The following is a 16126-nucleotide window of genomic DNA, read 5'->3' on the forward strand; positions in this document are numbered from 1 at the left end:
TTTAAGCGCTAAATAACGTGGCTGCCTGCAAAAAGCCAGCCCTAGCGATTTCGCAGGGGCTGGCCAGCCTCAAGGGCGGCACCTGTCATGTCTGGTGCCGCGCTGGCGGGCGCGTTCTGGTGTTGGTGGCGTTCCTTGAGTTTGCCGAGTGTGCGCCAACAGATGATTTGTGCCGCCACAGCAAACAGAACTCCACCAATGGCCTGACCTGCAAGCACGCCATTGGCGCCATAAAGTGCACCGCCAACCCAAGTAAAGGGAATGGTGCCCAGCGTTGCGCGCCCCCAGTTGAATAGCGTGGAGTAAAGCGGGTAGCCCAGATTGTTGAAGGCTGCATTGGTGACAAACAAGGCCGCGTTGAACAGGAAGCCGGCTGCGGCGAAGGTGCAGAAGAACGCCAGCAAGCTGCGGCTGTCGCCCGAGGCATTGAAGAAGTCCGCCAAAGGCTCCTGCATCAGGTACAACAAGAACCAGGCCAGAAGTGAATAGGTCACAACGAACTTGAGGGCATCGCGCAATGCCTGGCCAAGCCGATCGAACAGGCCGGCGCCAAGGTTCTGACCCAGAATGGGGCCAACCGCGCCCGAAAGTGCGAACAATGCGCCAAAAGCAACGGGAATGACCCGGCCAACAATGGCCCAACCGGCCACTGCTCCATCACCATAGGCGGAAATCTCGTAGGTAACCCAGGCGTTGCCAACGGGGGTAGCCACGTTGGTCAGAACGGCGGGAAGGGCGACCGCCATCAATGCTTTCAAATCTGGACGCAGGTAAGCCATTTCCGGTAGGGCCAGAAGGTGGTGGTACCGCGTGATGGCCCAAAAGCCGACCAGCACCATGAAGACCCGTGAAGCAACGGAAACGATAGCGGCGCCCGTCAGCCCCATGTCCAGCACGAAGATGAAGATCGGATCGAAAACCGCGATGACAACACCGCCGAGCAGGGTCAGATACATGGCCCGCTTGGCATCTCCCACGGCACGCAACAACGCCGACAATGCCATGCTCAAACACAAGAGCGGCATGGAGGGAATGACGATCTGCAAATACCACAGCGCGAATTCGTAGGTGTCACCACGCGCCCCAAGGGCGGCGACGATGTCCCCCAGAAAAGGGTAGGCGAGAGATACGATAGCCGCGGAAATGGCAAAGGCTGCCATCAACGATGTGCCCGCCATGCGCCGCGCACCATCCAGATCTTCTGCGCCCAGACGCCGGGATACGTTGGCGCTGGTGGCAATCGACAAACCTATGCCGACAGCTGTGTTGAAGAATACGATCGTCCCGGCATAACCAATCGCCGCTGCCAGTTCGGCTATGCCGAGCTGAGAGATGTAAAAGAGATTGGCAAAATCAACGATAAAGATCGCAACCAGCCCAATGGAGCCAGTGGATGTCATCACGAGAACGTGGCGCATCGTTGAGCCACGGGTGAATTTGGCCGGCTGCCGTGCCGCCGGACGGGGGGAGGTCATGGGTGCTGTCAGTTCTTGTTTTGTTGTAGTGGCAGCGGCGTATCCGCCGACAATGTTTCTATTACGCGGCATTCTTCAATGCGCCCATCACAGCGGTGGTCCAGCATGCGGGTCAGTTCCGAGCGCAACAGTTCCAGCCGTTTGATCTTGGCTTCCACTTCGGCCAGGTGGGCAGCGGCAATCTTGTCAGCGTCCTTGCACACGGCCTCCGGATGCTTGCTGAGTTCCATCAGCTCGGAAATCATCTCCAGCGAAAAACCAAGATCGCGACCATGGCGAATGAAGGCCAGTCGCCGAAGGTGCTCTTCGGTATAGCGCCGCTGGCCGCCTTCCGTCCGGGGCGGGGCGGGCAGCAGACCGCGCTGTTCATAAAAGCGAATGGTCTGGACCTTGGTGCCGGTGCACTGGGCCAAAGCCCCTATGGAATAGTCCTGTGCCATGGCGAGCCTCATAAAACTACAATGACTGGAGGGTTATGTGGCTCGCATTAAAAGTGTTTTCAAGCACAAATCAAGGATGATTGCTTTCCCGAGGACGCGCTTCGGCTTCTGAACGTTCCTGTTCTTCCCGTGGCGTCCGCTGGTGAAGCATCTCTGCCCCGGCATAAGTGCCGCCTTCCAGTTGAAGTTGCAGACGTTCTTCATCGCGCGCACGCACATCGGCCTCGATCTCGGAAATCCGATCTTGAGGCAATCCAAGAAACGACAGAGCTGCCCGACCAAACACGAGACTGCTCTCGAACGTCTCGCGAATCTGGAAATCCACGCCCAGTCGATGCAGATCAAGCGCATGGGCGCGGTCCGTCGCCCGGCAGTAGATCGCGGCATTGGGAAACTCGGCGCGGATCTGCTTTACAGCCTGACGCATGATCTGGTCATTCTCGATGCAAAGGGCAATAAGCGTCGCCGTGTCTCCACCTGCTGCTTTGAGGACGTCAAGTCGTGTGGCGTCTCCGTAGTAAATGCTGTAGCCCAACTTGCGGGCATAGTTGATGCGATCGGGTCGGTTGTCCAGCGCGGTAATCGAGATGCCTTCGGAGGTCAGCATTTGCGAGACCATCATCCCGAAACGGCCGAAACCTACAATCAACACACTTGGATGGGCCGTACCAAAGCCCTCGATCTGCTCGGCAGGAACACCGGCCTTTTTCAAGCGCCGGGCCAGAAAATCAAGTCCAAGACCGGCAAGCGGTGTCAGCAACATGGACAGGATCACGATGGCCGTGAGGATATTGTTGGTATCACTGGGCAAGATTGCGCTGCCCGAGGCGGCGGCAAACAGCACGAAGGCAAACTCACCCCCTTGAGGCAGGGTCACGGCAATACGCAGTGCATCGGAGTTGGAGGAGCCGAATGCACGGGCGAGCCCCCAGATGATGCTCCCTTTCAGGATCATCAGAGCCAGAACACCCACGGCGACAATCAACCAGTTGGCGGCGATGATGTCCAGCTGCAGGGCCATGCCGACTGCGATGAAAAACAGCCCCATCAACAATGAGCGGAAGGGCTCGATGTCTGCTTCAAGAGTGTGGCGGAAGCTTGATTCAGCCAGCATGACACCGGAGAGAAACGCGCCCAACGCCATGGACAGCCCAACAAGCTGCATCAAGCCGGCGCTGCCAAGGGCAACAAGCAGAGCTGCCGCCAACATGACCTCGCGCGCCCGGCTGCTGGCCAGGAAACTGAAGATCGGTGAAAGCAGGAAACGACCGACAATGACGACGAGGGCCACCGCCCCCACCAGCATGGCCACTTCAATGGCGACGTCTGTATAGGATTGCTGTCCCATCTTGGGTGTCAGAAGCGAGACCATGGATAGCAACGGCACAATGGACATGTCCTGAAACAGCAAGATGCCGAATGCGCGCTGGCCGTAAGGCGCGCTCAGTTGCCCGCGCTCCTGCAGGATTTGAATGGCGAATGCCGTTGAGGACAGGGCCAGACCAAAGCCGGCCACCAGCGCCACATTGGTAGGCTGCCCCAAAAGCCAGAAGATCGCGCAGAGCACCACGCCGGTTATGATGACCTGCGCGGACCCAAGGCCAAAGATGTCCCGTTTCATTTTCCAGAGGCGGGCGGGCTCAAGTTCGAGCCCTATGACAAATAAGAGGAGTACAACCCCCAGTTCCGCAAAAGTGAGGATCTGTTGAGGCTCCTCAAAAAACTTCAGGCCGAAGGGGCCGATGATAACCCCGGCCACAAGATAACCCACCACAGACCCCAGACCGATACGCTTGGCAAGGGGGACCGCCACCACGGCGGCAGAGAGAAACATGATGGTCTCGACGAAAAAGGGCGGGACATGGGGGGCGGCCATGAAAAGATTGTTCCTGATTTTTGACGGTTAATGGGGGCGTCTTGGCATAATCTCCTCGAAGGATAGCGATAATTACTCAACGAGCAATTACAGAATATACCCAAATTGGGCAGGACGGCTCAGGCCGGCCCGACAAGCTGTTGCAGGTGCCGGTCGTCAGATCAGGAAGGTGAGCACTCTCAGTGATCGAGCAGGTTGTGGTCCGTCAAGACGCGCTTCAGGCCTTTGAAATCCTCAAAAAGGTGTGTCTTGAGGCCTGCTTTCTGTGCACCTTCAATATTCGTTAGCTTATCGTCAACGAAAAGTGTGGCGTGGGTAGGGTAACCGTAGCGTTCGCACAGATCGCGAAAAATTTGTGGATCAGGTTTGCGGCGTCCAAACTCGGCCGAAACGTGAATGTTTTCTCCAAATATCTCGACAAGCTCCGGCGCACAGATCTCCAAGCCTTGCTTGTATAGCATGTTGTTGTTGGTAAGTACCGCTGCCTCAACGGTTTCCGCAACCATGTTGGCCAGCGCCAATACGTGCGGACTGGGCCGCATCATGGAACGGCGAACCCGAAAAAAGTCATGGGCAGCCAGTGGCGAGCCGAGCCGCGCGGAAAACCCGGCGAGGTAGGCCTCTGCCGTGTCCGGGGTGCCGGCATCGGCGTCGTCATCAAACCCACTGCCCCAGATCGCGGCTTCCACTTCCTCGGCAGGGCGACCGGCCAGACGGGCAAAAGCCTCCACCCGCCCTTTCTCGTCGAAGTCATAGAGGACGCCGTCCTGATCGACAATGACAAACTCAATCGCGTTAGACATCATAGGTCAGTTCCGTTTGGCTGGAGCCGAGGGGGATCAGGTCGCCGTGCCACCCACTGTCATGGCGTTGATACGCATGGAGGGTTGCCCCACGCCAACCGGGACGCCCTGACCTGCCTTGCCGCAAGTACCAATTCCCGGATCCAGTTTCATGTCGTTGCCGATCATGGAAACACGGGTCAAGGCATCCGGTCCATTGCCAATCAGCATGGCACCCTTGATGGGCGCTCCGACTTTGCCGTTCTCGATCTTGTAGGCTTCAGTGCAAGAAAACACGAACTTGCCGGAGGTGATATCCACCTGCCCGCCGCCAAAGGAGACGGCGTAAATCCCGTCTTTGACGCTCTCGATGATTTCTTGCGGATCCTTATCACCATTCTCCATGACAGTATTCGTCATGCGTGGCATGGGCTGATGCTCAAAGGACTCCCGGCGACCGTTTCCGGTTGGTGTCATGCCCATCAGGCGTGCGTTTTGCCGGTCCTGCATGTAGCCCACAAGGATACCATCTTCAATCAGCGGGGTGCGATTGGTCGGCGTGCCTTCATCATCCACGGACAAGGAGCCGCGGCGCTTTGCAATCGTCCCGTCATCCACGATGGTGACGCCCTTGGCGGCTACGCGTTCCCCCATCAAACCCGCAAAAGCCGAGGTCTTTTTCCGGTTGAAGTCGCCTTCAAGGCCATGACCGACCGCTTCGTGCAACAAAATACCGGGCCAGCCGTTGCCGAGAACCACATCAAACGTGCCTGCTGGGGCCGGAATGGCCTCAAGGTTGACAAGAGCCTGCCTCAAGGCTTCGTCGACGGCCTGCTGCCAGCTCGTTTCCGCGACGAACTCGCCGAAACCTTCTCGGCCGCCAAGGCCAAAACTGCCCGATTCCTGACGATCGCCGGACCCGGCGACAATCGAAACGTTGAAACGCACCAGCGGACGCACATCTCTGACCCGATAGCCATCGGCGCGCAGGATGTCGACCGTTTTCCAGTTGCCGACGATGGAGACGGTTACCTGCTTGACCCTTGGGTCTTTGGCGCGGGCATAGGCATCCACCTTCTGAAGCAGCTGAACCTTTTCTTCAAAGCTTGGTGAACCAATAGGGTTCTCGTCCGTGTAAAGCTTTTGATTGGTGCGTGCCGGGCCGTCGGCATAGGTGCCGCTGTACCCGTCCTGTACGGATTTGACCGCATCACTGGCGCGCTTGAGGGCAGCCTCGGAGATTTCACCGGAATGCGCATAGCCGGTTGCTTCGCCAGCAACAGCTCGTAGACCAAAACCGTGCGAACTGTCAAAACTGGTGGATTTCAAGCGGCCATTATCAAAAACCAAGCCCTCACTCTGCGTGTATTCCAGATAAAGCTCGCCGTCGTCAGCGCTGGCCAGCGCCGTCTTGGTGAGGGCAATAGCCTGCTCTTCACTCAAGTCCGCATTGGCTAACAGGTCGATACGATGCTCACTCATGGAATACTCCTCAACGTACAGGTGGCAGGCGACAGGCCTTGAATGCCCTTGGTAAGATAAGGGCGGCTGACCGGTGGTCCAGAGGGGTAGGGATGCACCTTTCGCATCGGGAATGCAAGCCGCAACAAGGTGTGTCCAGAAGGGAGGTCCTCAAACCCGCCACATCTGGTGGGTTTTGATGGGGCAGAGCTAGCGGTGCGCGGTCTTCATTGGCGGCTTTGGCAAGCCTCATAAAAATGGCCGCCTCAAAGGACGGCCGTTTTTTCAGCTAAGGCATGTATCGCGGGTAATGATCAGGGCAGCGCCTTGAAACCCTCGGAAAAGCCTTTGAGGGAAATGGGAATGCCAATGCCTTCTTCCGGTGTCTGGAAGATGATGAAAGTCGCCAGCCCACCCTTCTGAAGCTTGCTGATCAGTTCGCTGCCAAGCATGACCTCTGCAACACAGCCGTTTGGCAGGCAGCGCACGAATGCGGCGCGCCCGATGTCTTCATCATCAATGCGAAGTCCCAGGCCTGAGGGCAGAAGTACGCCCAGGGGCGCCAAAACCCGAAGGATGCTGCCCTGCTTGTCTGCAGTGTTCAGCACAATCACGGTAAGGCCGACATTTTCACGATCTTCGGCCGTGACATTCTGGATAAGGGCACATTGTTCGCTTTCGGCGCCGGGCGGCATGTCACATCGCAACTGCCAGTCATCATAGACCGCTTTGACATCTCCCTGTGCGATGGCGGCTCCGGACAGACCCATCGTAACGACAGCCGCGACGGTCGCGGCGATTAGCCCTCTAACAAAGCGGTGCAGGCAATTCAAAGCTCATCCTCCGATACCGGTGCAATGCGCGCACCCCTTGCGGTGCACGAATCGAAATTCTTAAAGTCAGACCCCTGCTGCGAAAACTGACGATACTGCGGGAACGTATAGCACCAACCAAAGGATAATGACATCAATCGGGCACGGGATATCCAAAAATAGCTTTATTACCGTGGTTTTCGCTGTCCCTGCCTGCCCTATAGTAATAAGTATGTAGGTGAAAACTCATAGGAAAGCTTGCGGTGTTCAAGCTGTTATGATTTGTCTCTCTGCATTGATATTTATCAAAAGTACGTGTGGCAAAACGTCGCTGAGACGTACGTGCAATCGCGTATTTTAGCATGGTAAGCTAAAGTGTCGCATCGTAAGGCTGCTTGGGAAGGTCGGCCTCACACGCCCCTACCGTAAGGGGAGTAAGCGCGATGCGCAACAGGTTTCAAGCTGTTCGGCAGCTGTTGAGGGATAGGGAGCACAGGACGTGACGAAGCTTTTCAAGCGTCATCTTTCAAAGTCGGTCGGCGCGGCGCTGGGCATGGCGACCGCCGGCTTTGCTGGAGCGGCCATGGCAGCGCAACCGGAGCCTTGGCAGATGGGTATGCAGGCTGCGGCAACTTCCGTGATGGATGATGTGCGCTGGTTCAACGATTTCACCCTGATCATCGTGTCGGCAATCACGTTGTTCGTTTTGGGGCTCATCATCTATTGCGTGGTGCGGTTCAACAAGCGAGCCAATCCGACCGCGTCCCGCACCTCTCACAACACCATGATCGAGGTTGTGTGGACCGTGGTGCCAATCCTCATTCTCGTTGTGATCTCGGTTCCTTCGTTCCGCCTGCTGTTCAAGCAGCTCGACGTGCCGGAATACGAGATGACCGTGAAGGCGACTGGCTACCAGTGGTATTGGGGTTACGAGTACATGGATGAGGGGATGGAGGATGTTTACTTCGATTCCATCATGCTGACCGATGAGCAGCGCCGGGAGCGCATGCAGGCCATGGGCCTGACAGAGCGCGACGTGCCGCGCCTGCTTGCCGCTGACTACAATATGGTGGTGCCGGAAGACACGAATGTGCGTGTCTTGGTAACGGCAGCGGACGTCATCCACTCGTTCGCAATGCCGGCCTTTGGCGTGAAGATTGACGCGGTTCCGGGGCGCCTGAACGAGACATGGTTCAACGCCCGCGAACCGGGCATGTACTACGGTCAGTGTTCTGAGCTGTGTGGCAAGGACCACGCATTCATGCCGATCGCCATTCAGGTGGTGACTGCGGAGCAGTACGCGGCATGGTCCGAGGCGGCCAAGACTGATCTCGATGAAGCCAACACGATGCTTGCATCCATGATTGAGGAAGAAAAGCGCAAGACCGCGATGGTTGACGACGCCACCGAACTGGCAGTCGCGGCGCGGTAACACCAGCGCACATATGGACGGGGTGGCCAGACCGAAACGGACGGGTTGGCCCGTGCCACCCCAGAAATTACGAGGGAGCACGACTATGGCTGCGTACGGCGCGCAATCACATGATCATCCGACAGGATGGACGCGGTGGGTCTATTCCACCAACCATAAGGACATTGGTATCCTGTACCTGATCTTTGCCATCATGGCGGGCATTGTTGGGGGAGCTCTGTCCGTCGGCATTCGTCTGGAACTTCAGGATCCGGGCATGCAGTACTTCACAGACCCGCACATGTTCAACGTGTTCACCACGTCGCATGCGTTGATCATGATCTTCTTCATGGTCATGCCGGCATTGATTGGCGGGTTTGCCAACTACTTCGTGCCCATCATGATCGGGGCGCCGGACATGGCTTTCCCGCGGATGAACAACATCTCGTTCTGGCTGTTGCCGCCGGCCTTCATCCTGCTGTTGATGTCGCTGTTCGTGCCTGGACCTCCGGGGGCAAACGGCGTGGGTGGCGGCTGGACGATCTATCCGCCGCTGTCTACTTCCGGCCAGCCGGGGCCTGCAATGGACTTTGCCATTCTGGCGCTGCACGTGGCAGGGATCTCCTCCATTCTGGGTGCGATCAACTTCATCACCACCATCTTCAACATGCGTGCGCCGGGCATGACCTTGCACAAGATGCCGCTGTTCGTCTGGTCGGTGCTTGTTACGGTGTTCCTGCTGTTGTTGTCGCTGCCCGTTTTGGCTGGCGCCATTACCATGCTTTTGACTGACCGCAATTTCGGCACGACGTTCTTCGAGCCGGCTGGCGGCGGAGACCCGATCCTGTTCCAGCATCTGTTCTGGTTCTTCGGTCACCCGGAAGTTTACATCCTGATCTTGCCGGCCTTCGGTATCGTGTCGCACATTGTATCCACGTTCTCGAACAAGCCCGTGTTCGGCTATATCGGTATGGCTTATGCCATGGTGGCAATTGGCGTCGTCGGCTTTGTGGTCTGGGCGCACCACATGTTCACCGTGGGGCTGTCCGTCGATACGCAGGCTTACTTCCTGTTCGCGACCATGGTGATTGCCGTACCAACTGGCATCAAGATCTTCTCGTGGATTGCGACCATGTGGGGCGGATCCATCGAGTTCCGTACGCCCATGGTATGGGCCATTGGCTTCATCTTCCTGTTCACCATTGGCGGCGTGACCGGGGTGCAGTTGGCGAACGCCGGTCTCGACCGTGCCCTGCATGACACCTATTACGTTGTGGCGCACTTCCATTACGTGCTGTCGCTGGGTGCCGTGTTCGCCATCTTTGCTGGCTGGTACTACTGGTTCCCGAAGATCTCGGGCTACATGTACAACGAGTTCATCGGCAAGCTGCATTTCTGGGTGACGTTTGTTGGCGTAAACCTCGTATTTTTCCCGCAGCACTTCTTGGGTCTTGCAGGGATGCCGCGCCGCTATGCGGACTACCCGGACGCGTACCATGGCTGGAACTTCGTATCGTCCATTGGCTCGTACATCTCGGCATTTGCAGTATTCATCTTCCTTTTCGGCGTGCTCGAAGCCTTCATGAAGAAGCGCAGCGCCACGGACAATCCGTGGGGTGCTGGTGCCAAGACGCTGGAATGGACGCTGTCCTCGCCGCCGCCGTTCCACCAGTTCGAGACGCTGCCGAAGATCAAGTAAGACGCATCTCGCATGACAGATACCCCGGGGCTGGCCGAGCCCCGGGCATTGAAAAAAGGGGGAGACGGGTCATCCGCGTATGATCCGTATATGAGGGCCGGACAGAAACAGGTCCCGAACGAGAACAAGAGGTGAGTGCATGACGCTCCTGGAGCAGACACAAACGATCCGTGAAGACACCAGCGCAAGCGTTGGCGGGATGGGCTCCGTCGGTGACTATGTTGCGTTGCTGAAACCCCGCGTCATGTCGCTGGTTATTTTCACTGCTTTGGTGGGTATGGTCCTTGCTCCAGCCTCGCAACACCCCGTGCTTGCCGCCATCTCGCTGCTGTGTATCGCAATCGGTGCAGGTGCCTCTGGCGCCCTGAACATGTGGTGGGATGCAGACATAGATCGCATCATGTCCCGAACCCGTAATCGACCTATCCCCGCTGGCAAGATCACGCCGTCAGAGGCATTGGCGTTTGGCGCCACGCTCTCCGGTGGGTCTGTGTTGGTCTTGGGATTGGTTGCCAATTGGGTGGCAGCGGGCCTGTTGGCGTTCACAATCTTTTTTTACGTGGTGATTTATACCATGTGGCTGAAGCGCACGACGCCTCAAAACATCGTCATCGGTGGCGCAGCGGGCGCATTGCCCCCAGTGGTCGGGTGGGCCGCCATGTCGGGTACCGTGAGCGTGGAAAGTATCGCGCTGTTCATGATTACCTTCACGTGGACGCCGCCGCATTTCTGGGCATTGGCACTGGTGAAGAACGGTGACTACAAGGATGCGGGCATTCCGATGATGCCGGTGGTTGCGGGCGAAACCGCAACCCGTCATCAGATCCTTCTTTACTCGGTTATCCTGCTGCCGGTTGGCATGGCTCCGTACTTTTTGGGTTACGCAACGCTTTGGTATGGCGTGGCCGCCGGTCTGATGGGCGCTGCCTTCCTCTACTACGCGGCGCGCGTCTGGCAGCATCGGGAAGGCGAGCTTGCCCGCAAGGCGGCTCTGTCCCTCTTCAAATTCTCGTTGCTTTACCTGGCCGGCCTTTTTGCCTGGTTGCTGGGTGAGAACGTGGTCGCAGGAGTGCTTTGAACATGGCAAGCAAGACGGACACCACCGAACACACTCTGAGTGCTGATCAGCAAAAGAAACGGCGCGGGCGGTCCATCGCCCTTGCAGTGGCATTGGCGGCTTTGGTCGCGATCTTTTACGCGGTGACCATCATCAAGCTTGGTCCCGGCGTAATGGATCGACCCTTGTAAGGGAGTGGAGGGACCGAATACATCATGACGCACCACGATCAGACCAAAGCTCAAAACCGGCGGAACGGGAAAGTGGCCCTGATCTGTGTCGGCATCTTTGCCGGCATGGTGGGAATGGCCTATGCAGCGGTCCCGCTTTACGATCTGTTTTGCCGAGTGACAGGTTATGGTGGCACCACCCAGCGCGCCGATGCGGGCAGCCAAACCATTCTTGATCGTGAAATCATAGTGCGGTTCGACGCGAACACCTCCTCGGGCCTGCCGTGGGACTTTGAAGCGGAAACCCGCACGGTTCGTGTCAAACTCGGCCAGATGGCCGAGGTGTTTTACAAGGCGGAAAACCTGTCTGGGCACCAGACAGTGGGAACCTCCACTTTTAATGTGACGCCTGCCGAGATGGGGGGCTACTTCAACAAGATCGATTGTTTCTGCTTTACCGAGCAACCTTTGGTGGCCGGTGAGAGCGTTGACATGCCTGTTCTTTTCTTCATTGACCCGGCCATGGACGAGGATGACCGGCTCGACAAGGTCAAAGAAGTCACGCTGTCGTACACGTTCTTTCCGGTGAAGGAAAAGCAGAGTGATGAAACCGCTTCCGTTGTGACGGACGAGGGCACACAACGCGGAGCGAAGCTATAGAGCGCTCCACGACAAGGAGGGATGCGCGTGGTGAATACTGGGGAGCATAGGAATGGCTGAAGCTCATAGCAAAGACCATGATTATCATATTATAGAACCGAGTCCGTGGCCGTTTATCGCTTCAGTGGGAACGCTCATTCTGGCTATTGGCGCCATTGGTTACATGCGCATGGCCAACAACGACAGCGTGGGGTTCTTTCCCTATATTGCTGAAGACGGGTCGCCATCCTACGCCATTGACTTGACGGGATGGGGACTGTTCGTCATTGGCTTGGCGATTGTGCTGTACACCATGTTCATGTGGTGGCGTGATACGGTGCGCGAGTCGCATGCGGGCCATCACACGCGGGTGGTGTCGCTTCACCTGCGGTATGGCATGATCCTGTTCATTGTGTCAGAGGTCATGTTCTTCGTGGCCTGGTTCTGGGCGTTCTTCGATGCCTCGCTGTTCTTCGCCGAACCGGCGCAATATGCACGCGTGGAGCACACCGGGGGTGTTTGGCCGCCGCAGGGCATTGAGACCTTTGATCCGTGGCATTTGCCGCTGCTCAACACCTTGATCCTTCTTCTGTCCGGTACCACTGTGACATGGGCGCACCACGCCTTGTTGCATGAAGACCGCGAAGGCTTGAAGTGGGGTTTGGTGGCAACGGTCACGCTGGGCTTGCTGTTCACGATCCTTCAGGCTTACGAGTACAGCCATGCGGCCTTTGGTTTTGCCGACAACATTTATGGAGCCACCTTCTACATGGCGACCGGGTTCCACGGCTTTCATGTGATTGTCGGGACCATTTTTCTGGCTGTTTGTTTGCTGCGGGCCGGTGCGGGTCATTTTTCGTCCAAGAAGCATTTCGGCTTCGAAGCCGCGGCCTGGTATTGGCACTTCGTGGACGTTGTGTGGCTGTTCCTGTTCGCCTCCATCTACATCTGGGGTGGATGAGCCCTATGTAATTTCAGATAGAAAGGGCGGCGCAGCCGCCCTTTTTTGTTGTAAGGTCAGCTTCAGACCGTGTTGACGCGTTAGGAAAGCCACGGAGGAAACAAATGGGAGAGCGCAACCCGTCTCGATCCGAGGCGCGGCATGCAGTGCCGAACCCAGTTGCAACAGGCTTGCGGGGGCGTTGTCCACGTTGCGGACAAGGGCCGTTGTTCGCCGGTTTTCTGAAGGTTCGCGATCACTGTGAGACCTGCGATCTTTCGTTTGCCTCCGCAGATTCCGGCGATGGTCCGGCGGTTTTTGTGATCATGTTTATCGGCATGATCGTTGTTGGCCTCATGCTGCTGGTTGAGATGAATTTTCAGCCTCCGGTGTGGGTGCACATGGCGCTCTGGATACCGCTGACCATTGCTTTGGCACTGGGCCTTCTCAGACCGTTGAAGGGCCTGTTGATCGTTTGGCAGTACACGCACCGGGCGGCGGAGGGTAAACTGGATGAAGATTAAATGGCCATGGAAGAAGACCGGCCCTGATCCGGCAGAGGAAACCGATCTTGACGTGAGCGATCTGGAGTTCTGGCCCCCCGACGAGGCGGAAGCCGAAGCAGCAGAGCCGCCCTCCGAAAAGGTGAAGCCATTTTGGCGTCAGTATCTTTGGTTGACGTTGTTCACGTTGATTTCCTTTGGCTTCCTGCTGTCGCTGGGGTTCTGGCAGTTGGAGCGACTGGAATGGAAAGAAGCCCTGATTGCCCGCGCCACGGAACGGGTGAAAGAAGCCCCCCTGCCGGCCCCTGGACCCGCAGCGTGGCCGGAGCTTTCGTCTGATGTGATCGATTATATGCCCGTTACCTTGACCGGTCGGTTCATTCTTGGCGAACTCTACTATTTCGACACACTCAACAAACCTCGAGGGCCCTATGGCGGGCAGGGATATTTTGTATACGCTCCGTTTGCTACTGAAGAAGGTTGGATTGTCCTCGTAAATCGCGGATTTGTCCCCATTGACCGCAAGGAGCAATCGACGCGGCTTGGTTCGGCCCCGCCCAAGGAGAGGCTGGAGTTGACTGGGTTGGCGCGCCGGGCGGAAACCCCCAGTTTCGTGTCACCCAGTGCCAACCACGAGACCGGCGAATGGTTCGTTCGCGAGCCGGACAAGATGGCCGAAGCCTTGGGTCTGGATCCGGAACGTACGGCTCCATACACCATTGATGTGAATGAGCGCACTGCAACCGCTGGCGACTTGCCGCAGCCGGGCGAAACCCGGCTCAGCTTCCGCAACAACCACCTGCAATATGCATTTACTTGGTTTGGGTTGGCGGCAACGCTGATCGCAGTCTATATCGCTTTCCGCATCAGCATGTGGCGCAAGGGACGCAAGGGAGAGACGGTGGATCCGGATGAAGAGGACGACCTTGATCTTGTGCCACCTCCAGACGTTCATGATCGCCCGAGCCGGGATCCGAAGAAGCAACTTGAGGCCGAGTTTCAAAACATCAAGAACCGGCGTTCGCGAAAATAGCCGTGTTAGCAAGGATGGCTGGGGCTAGCCTCTTGGGCTGGCCTCTAAGGAAGGCGTAGCCCAAGGAGAGACCGAGCCTCTCCCTGGTGATTGGCCTGTATGAGGCCCGTCAAATCAGAGCAGTTCCAGAACGGCTTCTGCAGTAGAAACGGTCGCATCGCCCGGCGAGTCTTCCACATTCAGCGCAGAAACGACACCGTCTTTTACGATCATGGCGTAACGCTGTGAGCGCACGCCCATGCCAAAGCCGGAGGCGTCCAGCTCCATGCCGATCGCCTTGGTGAAATCGGCGCTACCATCCGCAAGGAACACGATATCGTTGCCTGCGCCCGTCTGTTTGGCCCAAGCGTCCATCACGAACACGTCATTCACCGCTACAACGGCAATCTGATCTACGCCGTTTGCCTTCAAGGCAGCTGCGTTTTTCTGAAAGCTGGGCAGGTGGTTCATGTGGCAAGTGGGCGTAAAGGCTCCCGGTACTGCGAAAAGAACAACCGTCTTGCCGTCAAAAATCTCGCTTACGGTCAGGTTTTTAGGCCCGTCTTCGCCCGGTGTCTTGAAGGTGGCATCCGGTAGTTTATCGCCAACTTTAATGGTCATGGGTCCTGTCTCCAATCGGAACGTGGCTTGCGTTGCGACCTTTGGGGCCGCGCGCCCCGCGCGGCTCACCCGCGCGGGGAAAGACTATACTGTAAGATGTGGGGCCATGTGCCGACCACTTTCCCTAGACCTAGGATATTAACGTATAATCGCAAGCGTTTGAGCCGGGGTCAGGACTTTTTTTTCACTTCGTCCGGAAGGGGTATGTGGGTTTTGTGTTCAACAGAACCATTGGGCGTAACCAGCGTCAGGGTCAGATCCAATCCGTCTTGGCTGCGGGGGAAGCCGGTCAAAGGCAAGTGCCAATGCGCGGTGTTCTGGTCCATCTCAACTAGCTCCGGAACGCCGTTGTAAGAACCAGCGGGGCCTTCAACGAACAGGTCAACGGCATCCTGAGGTGCAGATACTGCGGCAGCGATTGCCAGCACTGGCTTGGCCTCGCCTTCTACGATTTCAACCTTGGAAAAGGGGCCTGCCTCGTCCGTGGTGCGAGCTGGCAGGCTCGCAAAGGCGGAGTTGATGATCGCATCGGCGTCCGGATCAGCGGCCCCTGTACGCGGCAGGACAAGGGAAAGCTGCTGCTCTGCGGGAATACAGATGTGCTGACACACGCCGAAGCTCACGGTCATGTTGACTACTGCGGTTCGGTTTGCACTTTCTCGTTGCAATACCAATGGCAAGACCACTCGGTCTTTGTAAACCAGAGAGGTAGAAAAACCATCGCTGTAGCGCTTTGGGGCCGGAAACAGCAACTCCGCATCCGCCAGATTGGTTGATCCGGAAAATGTCGCTTCCGTTGGAATGCCCGCTTCGCCCGGATACCGCCAATAGGTATGCCATCCCGGCTCCAGCTTGAACTCCAGCCCCGCCTTGTAGGTCCCGTCGGGCTCGGCGGTACTGGCACGGATCAGGCGCACGGCGCCGCCCTCCATACGCTGCCATTCCGTGCCGATCGCAAGATCGGCAACAGCGGGAGAAGATAAGGAGACGGCCAGTATGGCCATGAGGGAAAAGGCAGTTTTCACTTTCATACAGTCCGTTTACAGAACCCGCCGCTTGCTTGCCAATGACAAACATCTCACTTGGGTCAAATCTTCGCGAGCTATTGTTAGTAGTGAGGTACAACAGCAATGATATTCTGGATATTGGACAAACAACCGGTAAAAATTCCAAGTCCAAGATTGAAAAGGTGACGCAATAGGGTAGGCTTCGAAAGGACACGCGCCCA

The 16126-nt window shown here is 57.2% G+C and carries 16 protein-coding genes; 8 read left to right on the forward strand and 8 right to left on the reverse strand.

Features of this window, described 5'->3' with window-relative positions; translation table 11 throughout:
- Nucleotides 1-41 precede the first annotated feature (41 nt).
- The 6 genes from G512_RS0115550 to G512_RS0115575 all read right to left on the reverse strand — a co-directional run bounded on the left by G512_RS0115550 (nt 42) and on the right by G512_RS0115575 (nt 6804).
- Nucleotides 42-1547 (reverse strand): MATE family efflux transporter, encoded by a 1506-nt coding sequence (locus G512_RS0115550; RefSeq protein ID WP_228130523.1) that lies wholly within the window; start codon nt 1545-1547, stop codon nt 42-44.
- Nucleotides 1484-1915 carry a MerR family transcriptional regulator gene (locus G512_RS0115555; RefSeq protein WP_028482513.1) on the reverse strand — a complete coding sequence of 144 codons (432 nt, stop codon included), beginning with the start codon at nt 1913-1915 and terminating at the stop codon, nt 1484-1486. The genes G512_RS0115550 and G512_RS0115555 overlap by 64 nt, the downstream gene beginning before the upstream one ends.
- A gap of 70 nt (nt 1916-1985) precedes the next feature.
- Nucleotides 1986-3791 carry a monovalent cation:proton antiporter-2 (CPA2) family protein gene (locus G512_RS0115560; protein WP_028482514.1) on the reverse strand — a complete coding sequence of 602 codons (1806 nt, stop codon included), beginning with the start codon at nt 3789-3791 and terminating at the stop codon, nt 1986-1988.
- A gap of 179 nt (nt 3792-3970) precedes the next feature.
- A complete protein-coding gene (locus G512_RS0115565) occupies nt 3971-4597 on the reverse strand; it encodes an HAD-IA family hydrolase (protein ID WP_028482515.1) in 627 nt (208 codons plus the stop codon).
- Nucleotides 4598-4630: 33 nt separating this feature from the next.
- A complete protein-coding gene (tldD, locus tag G512_RS0115570; protein WP_028482516.1) occupies nt 4631-6055 on the reverse strand; it encodes a metalloprotease TldD in 1425 nt (474 codons plus the stop codon).
- Nucleotides 6056-6348: 293 nt separating this feature from the next.
- A complete protein-coding gene (locus tag G512_RS0115575) occupies nt 6349-6804 on the reverse strand; it encodes an invasion associated locus B family protein (protein WP_081657509.1) in 456 nt (151 codons plus the stop codon).
- Nucleotides 6805-7399: 595 nt separating this feature from the next.
- Here G512_RS0115575 and coxB point away from each other — a divergent pair.
- From coxB to G512_RS21425, 8 genes are all read left to right on the forward strand, one after another.
- On the forward strand, nt 7400-8278 hold the full coding sequence (gene coxB, locus G512_RS0115580; protein ID WP_051269519.1) for a cytochrome c oxidase subunit II: 879 nt from the start codon (nt 7400-7402) through the stop codon (nt 8276-8278).
- Nucleotides 8279-8363: 85 nt separating this feature from the next.
- Complete coding sequence (gene ctaD / locus G512_RS0115585) at nt 8364-9956, forward strand: cytochrome c oxidase subunit I (RefSeq protein ID WP_028482519.1); 1593 nt, start codon at nt 8364-8366, stop codon at nt 9954-9956.
- 139 nt (nt 9957-10095) lie between these two features.
- Nucleotides 10096-11034 carry a heme o synthase gene (locus G512_RS0115595; protein ID WP_028482520.1) on the forward strand — a complete coding sequence of 313 codons (939 nt, stop codon included), beginning with the start codon at nt 10096-10098 and terminating at the stop codon, nt 11032-11034.
- Between the two features lie 2 nt (nt 11035-11036).
- Nucleotides 11037-11204, forward strand: a complete 168-nt coding sequence (locus G512_RS22735; RefSeq protein ID WP_169568626.1) for a hypothetical protein — start codon at nt 11037-11039, stop codon at nt 11202-11204.
- A gap of 24 nt (nt 11205-11228) precedes the next feature.
- A complete protein-coding gene (locus tag G512_RS0115605) occupies nt 11229-11843 on the forward strand; it encodes a cytochrome c oxidase assembly protein (RefSeq protein WP_028482521.1) in 615 nt (204 codons plus the stop codon).
- A gap of 52 nt (nt 11844-11895) precedes the next feature.
- Nucleotides 11896-12783 (forward strand): cytochrome c oxidase subunit 3, encoded by an 888-nt coding sequence (locus G512_RS0115610; protein ID WP_028482522.1) that lies wholly within the window; start codon nt 11896-11898, stop codon nt 12781-12783.
- A 104-nt stretch (nt 12784-12887) separates the two neighbouring features.
- The gene (locus G512_RS0115615; RefSeq protein WP_028482523.1) at nt 12888-13286 is read left to right on the forward strand and encodes a DUF983 domain-containing protein; all 399 of its coding nucleotides are present in this window, start codon (nt 12888-12890) and stop codon (nt 13284-13286) included.
- Nucleotides 13276-14298 carry an SURF1 family protein gene (locus tag G512_RS21425; RefSeq protein ID WP_051269450.1) on the forward strand — a complete coding sequence of 341 codons (1023 nt, stop codon included), beginning with the start codon at nt 13276-13278 and terminating at the stop codon, nt 14296-14298. Before G512_RS0115615 ends, G512_RS21425 begins: the two co-directional genes overlap by 11 nt.
- 114 nt (nt 14299-14412) lie before the next feature.
- Here the strand turns inward: G512_RS21425 and G512_RS0115625 are convergent, their stop codons facing one another.
- Both G512_RS0115625 and G512_RS0115630 read right to left on the reverse strand, forming a co-directional pair.
- On the reverse strand, nt 14413-14898 hold the full coding sequence (locus G512_RS0115625; protein WP_028482524.1) for a peroxiredoxin: 486 nt from the start codon (nt 14896-14898) through the stop codon (nt 14413-14415).
- Nucleotides 14899-15068: 170 nt separating this feature from the next.
- On the reverse strand, nt 15069-15929 hold the full coding sequence (locus tag G512_RS0115630; protein ID WP_208975038.1) for a protein-disulfide reductase DsbD domain-containing protein: 861 nt from the start codon (nt 15927-15929) through the stop codon (nt 15069-15071).
- Between the last annotated feature and the right edge of the window lie 197 nt (nt 15930-16126).

Source organism: Pseudovibrio exalbescens DSM 16456, assembly GCF_000422785.1.
Classification (GTDB): Bacteria; Pseudomonadota; Alphaproteobacteria; order Rhizobiales; family Stappiaceae; genus Pseudovibrio; species Pseudovibrio exalbescens.

Coding starts and splice junctions, on each gene's coding strand:
- G512_RS0115550 (WP_228130523.1), bottom strand. CDS start 1,547: ATGCCGCGTAATAGAAACATTGTCGGCGGATACGCCGCTGCCACTACA.
- G512_RS0115555 (WP_028482513.1), bottom strand. CDS start 1,915: ATGGCACAGGACTATTCCATAGGGGCTTTGGCCCAGTGCACCGGCACC.
- G512_RS0115560 (WP_028482514.1), bottom strand. CDS start 3,791: ATGGCCGCCCCCCATGTCCCGCCCTTTTTCGTCGAGACCATCATGTTT.
- G512_RS0115565 (WP_028482515.1), bottom strand. CDS start 4,597: ATGATGTCTAACGCGATTGAGTTTGTCATTGTCGATCAGGACGGCGTC.
- tldD (WP_028482516.1), bottom strand. CDS start 6,055: ATGAGTGAGCATCGTATCGACCTGTTAGCCAATGCGGACTTGAGTGAA.
- G512_RS0115575 (WP_081657509.1), bottom strand. CDS start 6,804: ATGGGTCTGTCCGGAGCCGCCATCGCACAGGGAGATGTCAAAGCGGTC.
- coxB (WP_051269519.1), top strand. CDS start 7,400: ATGGCGACCGCCGGCTTTGCTGGAGCGGCCATGGCAGCGCAACCGGAG.
- ctaD (WP_028482519.1), top strand. CDS start 8,364: ATGGCTGCGTACGGCGCGCAATCACATGATCATCCGACAGGATGGACG.
- G512_RS0115595 (WP_028482520.1), top strand. CDS start 10,096: ATGACGCTCCTGGAGCAGACACAAACGATCCGTGAAGACACCAGCGCA.
- G512_RS22735 (WP_169568626.1), top strand. CDS start 11,037: ATGGCAAGCAAGACGGACACCACCGAACACACTCTGAGTGCTGATCAG.
- G512_RS0115605 (WP_028482521.1), top strand. CDS start 11,229: ATGACGCACCACGATCAGACCAAAGCTCAAAACCGGCGGAACGGGAAA.
- G512_RS0115610 (WP_028482522.1), top strand. CDS start 11,896: ATGGCTGAAGCTCATAGCAAAGACCATGATTATCATATTATAGAACCG.
- G512_RS0115615 (WP_028482523.1), top strand. CDS start 12,888: ATGGGAGAGCGCAACCCGTCTCGATCCGAGGCGCGGCATGCAGTGCCG.
- G512_RS21425 (WP_051269450.1), top strand. CDS start 13,276: ATGAAGATTAAATGGCCATGGAAGAAGACCGGCCCTGATCCGGCAGAG.
- G512_RS0115625 (WP_028482524.1), bottom strand. CDS start 14,898: ATGACCATTAAAGTTGGCGATAAACTACCGGATGCCACCTTCAAGACA.
- G512_RS0115630 (WP_208975038.1), bottom strand. CDS start 15,929: ATGAAAGTGAAAACTGCCTTTTCCCTCATGGCCATACTGGCCGTCTCC.